This is a genomic window from Natronincola ferrireducens (assembly GCF_900100845.1).
Taxonomy (GTDB): domain Bacteria; phylum Bacillota; class Clostridia; order Peptostreptococcales; family Natronincolaceae; genus Natronincola_B; species Natronincola_B ferrireducens.
On record NZ_FNFP01000003.1, the window covers coordinates 92,928 to 106,572 of the forward strand.

14 protein-coding genes are annotated in these 13,645 nt (G+C 35.1%); 11 read left to right on the forward strand and 3 right to left on the reverse strand.

Translation table 11 applies throughout. From position 1 onward, the window contains the following. Window positions 1-16: 16 nt before the first annotated feature. From BLS22_RS08770 to cobD, 6 genes are all read left to right on the forward strand, one after another. Window positions 17-991: an ABC transporter substrate-binding protein gene (locus BLS22_RS08770; RefSeq protein ID WP_090553374.1), complete on the forward strand. Its 975-nt coding sequence runs from the start codon at window positions 17-19 to the stop codon at window positions 989-991. Window positions 992-1,177: 186 nt separating this feature from the next. Then, window positions 1,178-2,218 (forward strand): FecCD family ABC transporter permease, encoded by a 1,041-nt coding sequence (locus tag BLS22_RS08775; protein ID WP_090553573.1) that lies wholly within the window; start codon window positions 1,178-1,180, stop codon window positions 2,216-2,218. A gap of 13 nt (window positions 2,219-2,231) precedes the next feature. Then, window positions 2,232-3,494, forward strand: a complete 1,263-nt coding sequence (locus BLS22_RS08780) for a heme ABC transporter ATP-binding protein (RefSeq protein WP_090553375.1) — start codon at window positions 2,232-2,234, stop codon at window positions 3,492-3,494. A gap of 4 nt (window positions 3,495-3,498) precedes the next feature. Further along, a complete protein-coding gene (locus BLS22_RS08785; RefSeq protein ID WP_244269513.1) occupies window positions 3,499-5,025 on the forward strand; it encodes a cobyric acid synthase in 1,527 nt (508 codons plus the stop codon). A gap of 3 nt (window positions 5,026-5,028) precedes the next feature. Then, a complete protein-coding gene (gene cbiB / locus BLS22_RS08790) occupies window positions 5,029-5,979 on the forward strand; it encodes an adenosylcobinamide-phosphate synthase CbiB (RefSeq protein ID WP_090553376.1) in 951 nt (316 codons plus the stop codon). Between the two features lies 1 nt (window position 5,980). Next, window positions 5,981-7,063, forward strand: a complete 1,083-nt coding sequence (cobD, locus tag BLS22_RS08795) for a threonine-phosphate decarboxylase CobD (RefSeq protein ID WP_090553377.1) — start codon at window positions 5,981-5,983, stop codon at window positions 7,061-7,063. 24 nt (window positions 7,064-7,087) lie between these two features. Here the strand turns inward: cobD and BLS22_RS08800 are convergent, their stop codons facing one another. After that, window positions 7,088-7,498 carry a transcriptional regulator PerR gene (locus BLS22_RS08800; RefSeq protein WP_090553378.1) on the reverse strand — a complete coding sequence of 137 codons (411 nt, stop codon included), beginning with the start codon at window positions 7,496-7,498 and terminating at the stop codon, window positions 7,088-7,090. 161 nt (window positions 7,499-7,659) lie between these two features. Between BLS22_RS08800 and BLS22_RS08805 the strand changes: the two genes are divergently transcribed. Next, on the forward strand, window positions 7,660-8,496 hold the full coding sequence (locus BLS22_RS08805) for a Cof-type HAD-IIB family hydrolase (RefSeq protein WP_090553575.1): 837 nt from the start codon (window positions 7,660-7,662) through the stop codon (window positions 8,494-8,496). A gap of 193 nt (window positions 8,497-8,689) precedes the next feature. After that, complete coding sequence (locus tag BLS22_RS08810; protein ID WP_090553576.1) at window positions 8,690-9,622, forward strand: DUF362 domain-containing protein; 933 nt, start codon at window positions 8,690-8,692, stop codon at window positions 9,620-9,622. A gap of 13 nt (window positions 9,623-9,635) precedes the next feature. Here the strand turns inward: BLS22_RS08810 and BLS22_RS08815 are convergent, their stop codons facing one another. Next, on the reverse strand, window positions 9,636-10,484 hold the full coding sequence (locus BLS22_RS08815; RefSeq protein WP_090553379.1) for a DegV family protein: 849 nt from the start codon (window positions 10,482-10,484) through the stop codon (window positions 9,636-9,638). Window positions 10,485-10,777: 293 nt separating this feature from the next. Between BLS22_RS08815 and BLS22_RS08820 the strand changes: the two genes are divergently transcribed. The 3 genes from BLS22_RS08820 to BLS22_RS08830 all read left to right on the forward strand — a co-directional run bounded on the left by BLS22_RS08820 (window position 10,778) and on the right by BLS22_RS08830 (window position 12,472). Further along, entirely contained in the window at window positions 10,778-10,972 is a 195-nt protein-coding gene (locus BLS22_RS08820) for a small, acid-soluble spore protein, alpha/beta type (protein ID WP_244269514.1), read from the forward strand. 146 nt (window positions 10,973-11,118) lie between these two features. Then, a complete protein-coding gene (locus BLS22_RS08825) occupies window positions 11,119-11,784 on the forward strand; it encodes a peptidoglycan recognition protein family protein (RefSeq protein WP_090553381.1) in 666 nt (221 codons plus the stop codon). 208 nt (window positions 11,785-11,992) lie between these two features. After that, complete coding sequence (locus BLS22_RS08830) at window positions 11,993-12,472, forward strand: QueT transporter family protein (RefSeq protein WP_090553382.1); 480 nt, start codon at window positions 11,993-11,995, stop codon at window positions 12,470-12,472. A gap of 38 nt (window positions 12,473-12,510) precedes the next feature. Here BLS22_RS08830 and BLS22_RS08835 read toward each other — a convergent pair whose 3' ends face one another. Continuing rightward, the gene (locus BLS22_RS08835; protein WP_090553383.1) at window positions 12,511-13,320 is read right to left on the reverse strand and encodes a YfjL-like protein; all 810 of its coding nucleotides are present in this window, start codon (window positions 13,318-13,320) and stop codon (window positions 12,511-12,513) included. Between the last annotated feature and the right edge of the window lie 325 nt (window positions 13,321-13,645).

The following is a 13,645-nucleotide window of genomic DNA, read 5'->3' on the forward strand; positions in this document are numbered from 1 at the left end:
AAGGAGGACAACAAGGATGAAACAAAAAAAAATTGTATGGATTGCATGGATGTTGTTAATTGCATTCATGGTTGTAGGTTGTACAGTAGAAGCACCAATAAATGAAGGTGAAGCTGTAGAGGATGAAGAACAAGGTGAAGGGTTTCCAAGGGAGGTTGTAGATGGGTTAGGTTATACAGTAACCATCAATCAAAAACCCGAGAGAATTATCTCAGCTTCCCCAAGTCAGACGGAGACATTATTTATTTTAGGTTTAGCTGATAATATTATTGCTGTATCAGATTATTGTGATTATCCCCAGGAAGCCCTGGATAAAGAGAAGATAGGGGGGTATAAAAACTTAAATACTGAAAAAATTATTGAGTTATCTCCTGATATTTTATTTATTTATGGAGATGGAGATGAGGAAGCCATCAAGCTAATAGAAGCTGCAGGAATTACTATAGCTAGGTTTGAACCAGAAACCATTGATGAAGTCTTTAGTGCTATTACTATCACTGGAGAGATGATGGGTACAGAGGAAAAGGCTGAAACTGTTGTAGCGGAGTTAACTGCGAAACGAGATAGTATTGTAGAAAAGGTAAAGGAACAAGAAACTGTTAGTGCATTTTATGAAATCTGGCATGAGCCTTTGATGGCAGCTGGTACTGGGTCTTTTATGGATGAGCTAATTACTTTAGCTGGGGGAGAAAATGTTGCAAAGGATGCCGAAGGGGCTTATCCCATCTTCAGTGAAGAAGCTCTAGTAGAAAGAAATCCAGAGGTATATTTAATACCTGCCAGCCACTATATAGAATTTTTTGACATGACAGAGGAAGATAAAGCCGAGAGAATTGCTGAAATAACCAGTAGACCTGGTTATGGTGAAATAGATGCAGTTAAAAACAATCGTATAGAATTATTGGAGCCAAATGTGGTTTCTAGACCAGGGGTTAGAATTGTAGAGGCGTTGGAAATGATAGCCAAGGCCCTGCACCCTCAATTGTTTTAATGAATGAATCCATTCCCGCCCAATTAGGCGGGAATTCATTTGTCCTTTGATGTAGTAACTTGTTCTACAATTCAGTGGCAGGAAAAACCCCCTCTGAATGAACTCACTAAGAGACCAACAGGAAAGTTATTAATCAAACCTTCGGTTATCTACTTAATGATTAAGTCTCATTTTATGGAGGAAAACATGAAAAAAAAGAGAAACACCTATAAAGTATTTATTGGATTATTTCTACTGCTAATCCTGGTGATGGTAACTGCTTCCGTAGTAGGAGCTGCTAATGTTAGGATAATAGATAGCTTTAAAATATTTTTATCCCATATCCCCTCCATAGGAAACAGTATAGATTTATCAGGAGTTCCTGCACCCCACATTACTATTATCTCCAGTATTAGACTTCCAAGAATATTACTGGCCTTTCTGGTGGGTTATGGTCTATCAGTGGTGGGGGTTGCCTTCCAAGGTATGCTGAAAAACCCAATGGCAGATCCCTTTATTATCGGAACATCATCTGGAGCGGCGTTGGGGGCAGCTATTGCAATTTTATTAAAGCTTAATACAGCTTTTTTAGGGATGGGATTTATTTCTGTATTTGCCTTTGGAGGAGCCTTAGTAGCAACATTAATTGTTTATAACTTAGCTAAAATAAAATCCAAGGTACCTGTTACCACGCTACTGCTGGCAGGGGTTGCAACTGGACAGTTTTTCACTGCTATTATGTCCTTTATCATGGTGATTTCCTCTAAAGATATAACCAGCATCGTTTTCTGGACAATGGGGAGTTTTGCTTCTAGAGGCTGGAATCATGTAAAAATAGCTTTTTTACCAATTTTTATTGGCACAATAATTTTATATATTTTCGCAAAGGATTTAAATTTATTGCTGTTGGGGGAAGAAACTGCTGAAAACATGGGGGTGGAGGTAGAAAAAACCAAGAAAGTTATTTTAGTCACCAGTGCTTTTATCACAGCTGTAGCTGTTTCTGTAAGTGGCATTATTGGATTTGTGGGATTGATTATTCCCCATATGACTAGAATGATGATTTCTGCTGACAATAGAATTCTTATGCCCGCCAGTGGATTGGTGGGAGGAATTTTTCTTATTATTGTTGATACCTTTGCTAGAACCATTATCTCACCAACAGAAGTTCCAGTGGGAATTATTACTGCTTTAGCAGGGGGCCCCTTCTTTATTTATTTACTAAGAACAACCAAGAAAATGATATAGATAAGGTGATTTTATGGGAAAATCTATTGAAGTCAAGGATATTATATTTAAGTATAACGAAACTACAATTTTAAAGGAACTAAACTTAAAAATCGAAGAGAAGGCCTTTACCAGTATTATCGGGCCAAATGGTTCGGGGAAGTCTACATTGTTAAAAATCATTGCTAAAAATCTGGTACCCCATAGAGGCAATATACTTTTGGGGGATAAAGATTTAAGGGATTATGCTGCCAAGAGCTTAGCACAGGAGATGGCAGTAGTCCATCAAAGCACGGAGGTAGCTTATGATTTTTCTGTAGAAGATATTGTTCTTATGGGACGACATCCCCATCTCAAAAGGTTTCAAAGGGAGGGGTTAAGGGATTTTCAAATTGTAAAGGAAGCAATGGAGTTAACTAATACATGGCACTTAAAGGAGAGGTCAATTAACGAAATTAGTGGTGGGGAGAGACAACGGGTTATTATAGCTAGAGCCCTAGCACAGGAGCCACAAATTATTTTGTTAGATGAACCTACTTCAGCCCTAGATATCCATCATCAAATGGAAGTATTGGATCTCTTAAGGCAACTAAATGAAGAAAAGGGCGTTACCATTGTAGTGGTACTACATGATTTAAACCTTGCGGCTAGATACAGTAAGGAAATTCTCCTCCTACATGAAGGCAACAGGATCACTATGGGGAAAACAGAAGAAGTTATTACTGTGGAGAATTTAAAGAAGGCCTATAATATGGAAATGATTGTTGATAGAAATGTTTATACAGGAGCCCTCCAGGTACTACCTTTATCAACAACTAAGACTTCTTATCAAAGAAAAACAAAAGAAAAAAAACTTCACATTGTATGTGGTGGTGGAGTAGGTAAGGAGCTTATACAAAGTCTTTATGATGAGGGATATACTATGTCTATAGGGGTTGTCAATATTGGGGATAGTGATTGGGAGATAGCAAATATATTAGGGTTAGAAATGGCAGAAGAAAGCCCTTTTTCCCCTATAAGTGATGATGCCTTTGAGGAGGCCTGTAGGCTGGCAGAGAAGGCTGATATAACCATTCTAACAAGTATTCCTATTGGAAAAGGCAATGTTAAAAATTTATCAATAATCCAGAGGCAGCTAGAAACGGAAAAACCCGTATATTTTTATAAGGCTTATGAATCCAATAAAAAATTTGATTATACCGATGGAGAAGGAGAAATACTTTTTGGAAATTTACTGAACAAAGGGTTACAGGTGTTAACTTCAAAGGATAAGTTACTAAAAAAATTAGAGGAGTGAGACAATGAATAAAGGAAAGAGTATTATGCTACAGGGGACAGCATCTTCTGTGGGGAAAAGTCTATTGACGGCAGCATTATGTAGAATTTTTCATCAGGAGGGATACAGGGTTGCACCCTTTAAATCCCAAAACATGGCGTTAAATTCCTTTATTACAGAAGAAGGTTTAGAAATGGGACGGGCTCAGGTATTTCAAGCTGAGGCAGCAGGGATAAAGCCCTCCGCCAAGATGAATCCTATTCTACTAAAGCCAACGGGGGATAGTTATGCTCAAGTAATTGTTAAAGGGAAAGTATATAAAAATATGACAGCTGTAGAATACCATGAATTTAAACCTCAACTCCGGGAAATGATTAAAGAGGTTTATGATGGTCTCATTAATAGCAATGATATTGTTGTTATTGAAGGGGCTGGGAGTCCTGCAGAAATAAATTTGCGGGATAAGGATATTGTTAATATGGGGATGGCAGAAATAGCTGATAGTCCTGTTATCCTAATTGGAGATATTGACAAAGGTGGGGTTTTTGCATCCATCTATGGAACCGTTATGCTGTTGACGGAGGAGGAGAGAAAAAGAATTAAAGGGGTTATCATTAATAAGTTCCGTGGTGACAAAAGAATTCTAGAGCCTGGATTAAAAATGCTGGAGGATTTGACAGGAATCCCAGTAATAGGGGTGATTCCATATGGAGATTTAAATATTGAAGATGAAGACAGCGTAACACAACGATTTACTAGGGAGAGCAATAAGGAAGGAAAGGTAATTGTAGAAGTTATTCAACTACCTCATATTTCTAACTTTACGGATTTTCATGTTTTTGAAACCCTACCAGATGTTTATCTCCGTTATATAACAAGTGGGGATAGAGTAGGTAACCCTGATCTCCTAATTATTCCTGGATCAAAAAATACCATTGCTGATTTAAAGTACTTAAGGGAAAGCGGTTTGGAAAAGGAGATTTTAAGGGCTTATGAAGAAGGGAGTAATGTATTTGGCATATGCGGCGGTTATCAAATTTTGGGACAAAAGATTAAAGATCCATTAGGAGTTGAAAGTAGTATCACAGAGATAAAAGGTCTAGGTTTATTGGATGTAGAAACTATTTTTGAGGGAGAAAAAGTTACAACTCAGGTGGAGGGAAGGGTTACCTTTGAAGATGAAGGATTGATGAAGCATTGTAAAAACACATCAATAAAGGGCTATGAGATCCATATGGGAAGAACAAAGCTAGGTAAGGATGTAGAAGCTTTGGTAACCATTGATAAAAAGCTGGGGGAAACAGTTGCATACAAGGATGGGGCTGTGGATAAAGAGGGTAGGGTTTTTGGCACCTATCTCCACGGTATATTTGATGAAGTAGCTTTTACCCAAAGGATGATCTCCAATATTCTAACAAAAAAAGGGCTTACCCCTTCAGCAACACAACCCATGACCTTTGAGGAATTTAAAAATAAAGAGTATGACAAACTAGCAAAGCTGGTGAAGGAAAATTTAGATATGAATAAAATATATGAAATTATGGAGGAATAGGAGATGGGGATTTTATTAAGTGCTTACATCTTAGATTTATTCCTAGGAGATCCTCAAGGCTTTCCCCATCCGGTGCGATTTATTGGGAGTTTTATCACCTACTTAGAAAATAAATTATTATATTTAGAAAAAAGTAAAAAACATCAATTTATCATGGGAATCCTTCTTACGATTATCATTGTTACAGTAAGCTATACAATAACCTTTACTATCATTAAATTAGCCTACATTTATAATATATATTTAGGAATTATCCTTTCTATCCTTCTAGGTTATACCACCTTAGCCACCAAGAGCTTGGACAAAGAGACTAGAAGGGTTTATGAGGCATTAAAAGGCAGTCCTATAGAATCTGCAAGAACAGCTTTATCCTATATTGTAGGACGAGAAACAAAGGATTTAGAGGAAGAGGAAATTGTAAGGGCCACCGTTGAAACCATTGGGGAAAATATTTCTGATGGCATCATTGCTCCTATGTTTTATTTTTTCTTAGGGGGAGTACCCTTAGCTATGGCCTACAAGGCCATCAATACCTTGGATTCTATGGTGGGTTATAGGAATGACAAATATATGTATTTTGGAAGGTTTTCTGCTAGACTAGATGATGTAGTGAACTATATTCCTGCAAGGTTGACAGCTATATTCATTGTAATAGCTGCGGGTTTTAGGAGAAAAAATTATAGGAGGGCTTTAAATACAGTAATGAAGGATGCCAATAAACATAGTAGTCCCAATGCTGGTTATCCTGAAGCTGCAGTAGCAGGGGCATTGGGGATACAGCTAGGTGGAGAAAATACATATTTTGGGCAAAAGGTCCAAAAGCCTACTATAGGAGAGGCTCATGAAAAGCTAAATAGAACCTATATTCTCCAAACCATAGACTTAATGTACTGGACCTCTGGAACAGCTATTGTTTTATTTGTTATAATAAAAATATTGATGGGGGATTTATAACATGTTACATGGTGGAAATCTATTTGAAATTCAAAGAAAATGTAATATAGATAAGAATAGCCTTTTAGATTATAGTGCAAATATTAATCCCTTAGGGGTACCGGCTACTTTAAAAACACTGATTACCAATAGGATAAATGATCTAGAGCATTATCCAGATATCTATTATCATGAGTTAAAGTATGCAATTGCTACATACTATTCCCTTTCCATAGAGGATATTTTTGTAGGTAATGGTGCAGCACAAATCATCTTTGATAGTATCCATACACTACGACCCCAAAAAAGTATTTTACTGGCCCCTACCTTCAGTGAATATGAGAGGGCATTGAAATCCTGTAATACTGCTATTGTAAAACATCAGTTGAAGGAAGAGGAAAATTTTGATTTAGATATAGATAAATTTATAAAGGAAATAGATGATTCTATTGACTTAATCGTCCTCTGCAATCCCAATAATCCTACCAGTAGGTTGATTACAACAAAAGGTTTAGAAAAAATTCTGCAAAAATCTAGGGAAGTAAATGCTTATTTAATTATAGATGAGGCTTTTATGGATTTTGTGGAGGATCAACAGTGTTATAGTATGCTGGACAAGTATAGGGATTACACAAACTTAATTATTGTACGGGCATTTACAAAATTCTATGGCGTTCCTGGCTTGAGATTAGGCTTTGGGGTTTGTAGGAATAGTGGACTTATAGAACAGCTTCATCAACGAATGCTGCCCTGGAGCTTAAATACCTTTGCGGGGTATTTTGGTGAAGTGTTGCGGTCGGAAACAACCTATGTAGAAAAAACCCATCAATGGTTACAGCAGGAAAAGAAAAGGTTTGTAGAAGAATTAAAGAAAATAGAAGGATTAAAGGTATTTTCCCCCTCTGTTAATTTCATTCTTATTAAAATTTTAGTTGCTGGTTTTGACGTTCCTCAACTAAAACAAAGGATGCTTGAAAAAAATATTTTGATTCGAGATTGTAGTACCTTTGACAATCTTGATAAAAAGTTTTTTAGAATAGCGGTTAAAAGTAGAATACATAATGAAATTTTTACAAAAACTTTAATGGAAGTCATGAAGCAATAGAAAAACACTTGAAAAAACAAGTGTTTAAGATGGACAATCAGAGCAGGTACCATAAAAACAAAGCTGTTGATTGGTAATTTTATAATTAGATAAGCTTTCTACCCTTCCAGAAAGATGTTGAAAAAACTCATTATCTAGGTCTTCAACTTTTTGACATTGATTACAAACAACATGGGGGTGACAGGAGGTGTTTGAATCATATCTAAAGCTGTTTTCCCCAATATTAATGACTTGAATGAGCTTTAATTCTGCAAAAAGTTCTAAGGATTTATAGACGGTAGCCAAGCTAATAGTAGGATAGGTAGGGGCAAGCTTCTTATAGATGGCTTCAGCATTTGGATGATCGTTACTATCCCTGACAGCATGATATATCGCAATGCGTTGTGGTGTGATTTTACATTTATTATCCTTTAATATTTTTACAAGATTATCCATAAACCAATTCCCCCTAATATAAACAAATTATTATTTAATATTCTATTTCCATTATAAAATAATGTTAATAATTTGTCAATTAATGAAATTGATTATTTTAAAAAATTTTGAATAAATAGTTTCATGAATAAAGGGGATAGAAAAGATTGAGGAGTGATGGTGTGAACTATAGATTAATTGTAGTAGATATGGATGGAACTTTGTTAAGTAACAAACATGATATAAGTGAAGAAAATAAAAGAGTATTGAAGGAGGCTATGGCAAGGGGAGTAAAGGTAGCCATTGCTACTGGAAGAATTTATACATCAGCAAGGTTCTATGCAAAAATACTTGGAATTGCAACCCCTATCATTGCCTGTAATGGAGCTTTTATACGGGATGATGATAGAGATAAAGTGATTTACTGTAATCCAATGAAGCAAGAAGATGTAATAAAAATTGCTAAATTATGCAAAGATCATGAAATTTATTTTCAGTTTTATGGCCAGGATAAGATGTATATTGAAGAATTAAAATATAGTGCTAGAAAATATTATGAATGGAATCTAAAGCAAGAGAGAGAAAATCAAATACAAATAATAAGATTAGATGATACAATGACATATTTACAGGAAAATGATATAAAAGTATTAAAGATGATAATCATGGATGAAGATTTAGAAAAGCTGGCAAAGGTGAAAAAGAGCATTGAAGAAATTTCTTCTATAGAAATCAATAAGTCTTGGTACGATAATATAGAGATTATGAATAAAGGTGTATCGAAGGGACAAGCCATTAAAGCACTAGGAGAAATTTTAAATATATCTAAGGAAGAAATTATTGCCTTTGGGGATAATTATAACGACTTATCTATGAAGGATTACGTAAAAACCTTTGTAGCAATGGGAAATGGAGAGGAATATGTGAAACAACAGGCCAGTTATATTACGGCTGACAACGATAAGGATGGAGTAGCTGAAGGAATTAGAAGACTTGTATTTGGGCAGGAAAGTCCTTAAGGTAAAGTGAATAATATTTAAAATGATGATTTAATGTTGCCAAGTAAAAAAATAGTAATCATAAGTAATGATTAAACTAACGTAGTTCTTTTGAGAGCTGCGTTTTTTTACATATCTATAAAAGCTTTAGAAGGGTATAAGATGAAAGCTAATGGGAACAAATATAGTAAAAAGCTTAGGCGGAGGAAGGTATATGAGGAAAAGAAGAGTAGAAGAACCAATTGTAAGTATCACCCATAATAAAATCGAGGAGCTTTCCATAGTAGAGGCCCTTCAGTTATTGCCTATAGATGACATTTTAAAGGAAGGGGACAGAGTAGTAATTACCCCCAATTGGGTAAAGGCAAACCCCCCCTACACTGCTACGGTTGTAGGGCCCCAAAGCTTAAAAAAGCTAATACAATATGTAAAAACCAAAAATCCTGGGAGTATTATTGTGGCTACAGGGTCTGGTGGGGATGATACACTAAGGGTATTTAACACAGTAGGTTATCATGAAGTTATTGAGACGGAGAAGGTAGAATTCATTGATTTAAACTATGGTCCCTATACAGAGCTAGCGTTAGACCATAGGATTATTAAAACTACAAAGATTAATAATCTCTTAGAAAATATCGATGTCCTCATAAGCTTCACCCAGTTGAAACAGCATGAGGAGGCCACCATCAGTGCCTCAATAAAAAACATTGCGTTAGGCTGGCCCCCTGCTGAAATCCATGGGTTTCCTAAAAAAAAGTTAGGCATACATGAGGATTTACATGGCTTTATTGTAGCTATGGCAAAAAAAATTCCTATTGACTTAGCCCTCGTAAGCCTAGATAAAACCATGATAGGTACAGGACCCTCTGATGGGAAAGCAGTGAACACGGAAGGGTTAATAATAGCAGCAACAGATGCAGTGGCAGCTGATGCCATAGGTGCTAGACTTTTAGGATTTTTACCTCAAGCTGTTCAATATATCTATCAACTGTACAAAGAGGGCATAGGAGAAGCAGATCCAACAAATATGACCATAAGGGGACTTACTTTAGAGGAGTCAGAAAAGCTATTTTCTAAAGCAGCCTATGGTCAAGAGATTGTTTTGGATCAAAATAATATTATAAAAAATATTCATGGAGGTCAATGATGAATTAATAGAACTATCTAACATTATACATAACCCCTACTGTTTGAGGACCACTATGGCTGGATATAACACATCCGGCCTTTAAGAATACTATCTCCTTTATAGAAAGGGCTTTTTCAAGTTCCTCCTTTAAATAAACTGCATCTTCAGGAGCTAGAGAATGATTAACAATCATTCTATCTAAATCTATAAGATCTTTATCCTTCAAAATTTCTTCAATTAATGCATTAAGGGTTTTTTCTCGTTTACCTCTGGTCTTTTGATGAAGAATAATTTTTCCATCTACTAACTTTAAAATAGGTCTGATCTTCAACATGTTGCCTATAAAGCTTTGAACTGAAGAGCATCGACCACCCTTTTGCAGATACTCCAATGTGTTAACAGCAAAAAAGGTTTTTACCTTTGGAAGCTGTTCACGAATTTTAGCAGCAATCTGTTGAACATTTAATCCCTCTTTAGTTAAATCGACAGCTTTTAAAGCTAACAAACCTATACCAGCAGATAAATTGAGGGAGTCAATAATCTCTATTCTTCCTTCAGGAAACTCTGATGCAGCAATTTTAGCGTTTTGTATAGTTGTTGAAAGCTGGGAGGATAATCCCATATACAAAATATCTTTATTTTGCTCAATATGATATTTAAATACTTCATGAAAATCACCTGGGGTGGGTGCAGAAGTTTTGGGGAGTTCTCCTGTATCATTGACCTTTTTGTATAAATCCTCTGTTGTAATTTCTATCCCATCCTTATAGGTATGTTCTTCAAAGACCACATATAAAGGCACAACATCAATATTATTTGTTTTGAGAAGCTCTAAAGAAAGGTCACTGGTACTATCGGTAATAATTTGTACATTCCTCATTGTATCCCTCCTAAAAGATAAGTAACATATTGCTACAATAATAATAGTTTGTAAAAAATACTATTATCTTCAAAAACTCTTTTGAATTAAATCTCATTTTATAATTAATTTAAAACCATAAAACAATATTTCATAATTTATTATAATTTAACAAATTTTACAAAGTAAGGTTTTCTTCTATTTTGATTATATCATACTACAAATACAATTAAAAATCTGCAACTCTAACCATCCTTATATTGTATTGTATGATAGACCCAAGAGAACATAAACTATAATAGAGGTGATATATTGTGGATAAAAAAATAATCAAACAGGAAGAAAGAAAACAGTCTGTTGCTAAAAATTATGAAATAGCTAAAGAACTAGGAATCGATAAAGGTGATCTACCTTCTCGAGTAATAGGTTATTATGGAGGCGCTATTGGTGGTCTTATGACAAGACGATTAATTGAAATGGGGGAAAAAAATTTAATCAATAAAAAATAGAAACTCTTATGGTTTTAAAGGTAGTACTGTCTACCTTTTTTTTTGCACCTTTAACTTTTCAATTGAATAATAATTTAAGAAGATGATACTAATTATCTTTACGATTATGAATTTAATTTAATAAAAAAATTAAGGGGGAAAAGAAAATGATAGGAATTATACCCAAGTTAAAAGTAGATTATGTTCCTGTAGATAGTCCCAATAGACCAGGAACTTCTAGTGACATCCAGTGGATTACTGTTCATAATACTGCTAATCCCAATAGTACTGCTCAAAATGAACGGGATTATGTGGCTTGGAGACCTGACAAAGCCAGCTTTCACTATGCAGTGGATGACAAAGAAGCAATTGCCATTATTCCAGAGGAGGAGATAGCTTGGCATACAGGAACTGCAGAGGGAAATAGAACTAGTATAGGAATTGAAATTTGTGAATCCGGTGATCAAGAAAAGACCTATAAACATGCAGTAGGATTTATTGCAAAGCTGTTAAATGACAGAAATTGGGGCGCTGATAGATTAAGAACGCATAAAAGCTGGAGTGGAAAAGAATGTCCCAGGAGATTATTAAGTACATGGGATAAATTTTTAAAAGATGTAGAAATGACTTTAAACAACTTAAGAAAGGATATAGAGTTAGATACAAAAGATAAATGGAAATTAGAAGGAATTGAATATTTGGCAGAAAAGGGGCTTTTAAATGACCTCAAAGGGTGGACAGAAAAAATAAATGACCCTATGCCAGTATGGGGGGTAACCCTATTACTAAAAAATGTACACCAGGACTTAATGAAAAAGTTAAAGGGAGAATAATTAGGGGCGTGTAAAAATAAGTTCAATTTCAATTTATAATTCTCCCTACAGATGACTATGTTGACAAAGGATGATTATATATGGTTTAATTAAATCTGTATTTTATGAAACATCAATATCTGTTAAAGGATACAAACTTCATAAAATATAAAGGTCAGTTCGCAACCATCCTGACTTTAAACAAAACTATGGATTTGGAGGAAAACGAATGAAAAGAACAAAGTTTTTAACCCAAGCTGCCATGATTGCAGCCATTTATGTTGTGATGGTGGAGGTATTTAAACCCTTTGCCTATGGTATGGTGCAGGTGAGGATAGCTGAAGCATTAACCGTGCTACCATTTTTCACTGCCGCAGCCATTCCAGGTTTAACAATAGGTGTAATTGTATCAAATATTATAGGCCCCTACGGCATGATAGACATCGTATTTGGAAGCTTGGCAACCTTCATGGCTGCATATCTTTCCTATAGGATGCCTAAAAAAGCCTTGGTGCCTCTACCACCAGTATTAGTAAATGCAGTAATTATTGGGGCTATGCTTTATTTTATCTTCCTAGGCACTCCAGATGAGATGCCATTACTCCCTATTATGGGATGGGTTGGGTTAGGACAGATAGTAGCATGCTATGGATTAGGATATCCATTAATGAATATTCTAGAAAAATATAAAGATAAGATTTTTAGATAAATAAGTATAGAGGGGTGATGGACCCCTCTATACTTGTTTTACTTATCATTTTTAATAAATACCCTTATTCTTTTAACCGGCACAGGCTTTTCACCATCTTTTTCTATGACCTTATCAAATTCATCATCTTCATAATCAAGTGCCTCCTGTAATAACTTTTTAAGCTCACCGCCTTCAATATCAGAAGGCGTAACGTCGTTAATCATTACAAGCACGCCATCATATTCTGAAAACACATCGTATCCTGTAAAGAAACAGCCATGATCAAGTAATACCTTATGGGCATTTTCTAGTATACCTGCTATGTTATCTAGAGAGATATTATCTAAATTTCCTCTAAGGGCAACTTGCATATCGATTGGCAGAACTTTATCAAGCTTCATGTCAAGCTCAATAGCCTCATTTATTTTTTCATATTCCTCTTTTTCAACAAAAACCCTAGCCCTATTGTCTTCAAGTCCTGGAACTTGTGATAGGATTGGTATGATAAGCTCTGAATACTCATCCTCCAATCTACTAAGGGTATTGTATTTTCCTAAGACAGAGGCTTCATAATCATCCCGGTGTACCTTACCATCTCGATAATAAATAGCAAAATGGGTATCGATACTTGTAGTAGATTTTGCCCTTGCCATATATTCCCCAAACTTAAAATTATAACGAGCTTTTCCGATTTCCAAGTCTAAAGATGAGTAATTTTCTGCTACATAACCTCTTATAGCTTTGTTGGCTAAAGCAGCTGAGATTGGATTACCTACAAAAGCATTTGCAATAAACAGTATTCCACCAATTAGACATATTCCAACTAGTAGAGCAACTATTTTCAAAGCTGATTTATTGTTTTTCATTTAAACGGCCTCTTTTCTAATTTTCTAAATGCAAATTTTATTAGGGCTGCTATAACTACACTGAGTATTGTAAGTGCTGTGGATATGGAAATTATTTTGCTGTAATCCTTCGGCCAAAACATTTTAGTGTGCCATAAGATGCATTAGATATATTAATATGCTAGCATACAAAACAATTTTCTTCAAGGATGTAATAGCTGGTCTACATTTAAGTAAAATTGCCCCTAAATTAGGTCTTATTTTATTTATAGAGGTATAAAACAAGACTATTTTATGATATAAAAGAAGTATATAATGTAATAATATATAAGTAATAAAAGTAAAA

What these genes read in the sequence shown, in the direction of transcription:
- BLS22_RS08770 (WP_090553374.1), top strand. Translation starts at nt 17, where the DNA reads ATGAAACAAAAAAAAATTGTATGGATTGCATGGATGTTGTTAATTGCA.
- BLS22_RS08775 (WP_090553573.1), top strand. Translation starts at nt 1,178, where the DNA reads ATGAAAAAAAAGAGAAACACCTATAAAGTATTTATTGGATTATTTCTA.
- BLS22_RS08780 (WP_090553375.1), top strand. Translation starts at nt 2,232, where the DNA reads ATGGGAAAATCTATTGAAGTCAAGGATATTATATTTAAGTATAACGAA.
- BLS22_RS08785 (WP_244269513.1), top strand. Translation starts at nt 3,499, where the DNA reads ATGAATAAAGGAAAGAGTATTATGCTACAGGGGACAGCATCTTCTGTG.
- cbiB (WP_090553376.1), top strand. Translation starts at nt 5,029, where the DNA reads ATGGGGATTTTATTAAGTGCTTACATCTTAGATTTATTCCTAGGAGAT.
- cobD (WP_090553377.1), top strand. Translation starts at nt 5,981, where the DNA reads ATGTTACATGGTGGAAATCTATTTGAAATTCAAAGAAAATGTAATATA.
- BLS22_RS08800 (WP_090553378.1), bottom strand. Translation starts at nt 7,498, where the DNA reads ATGGATAATCTTGTAAAAATATTAAAGGATAATAAATGTAAAATCACA.
- BLS22_RS08810 (WP_090553576.1), top strand. Translation starts at nt 8,690, where the DNA reads ATGAGGAAAAGAAGAGTAGAAGAACCAATTGTAAGTATCACCCATAAT.
- BLS22_RS08815 (WP_090553379.1), bottom strand. Translation starts at nt 10,484, where the DNA reads ATGAGGAATGTACAAATTATTACCGATAGTACCAGTGACCTTTCTTTA.
- BLS22_RS08825 (WP_090553381.1), top strand. Translation starts at nt 11,119, where the DNA reads ATGATAGGAATTATACCCAAGTTAAAAGTAGATTATGTTCCTGTAGAT.
- BLS22_RS08830 (WP_090553382.1), top strand. Translation starts at nt 11,993, where the DNA reads ATGAAAAGAACAAAGTTTTTAACCCAAGCTGCCATGATTGCAGCCATT.
- BLS22_RS08835 (WP_090553383.1), bottom strand. Translation starts at nt 13,320, where the DNA reads ATGAAAAACAATAAATCAGCTTTGAAAATAGTTGCTCTACTAGTTGGA.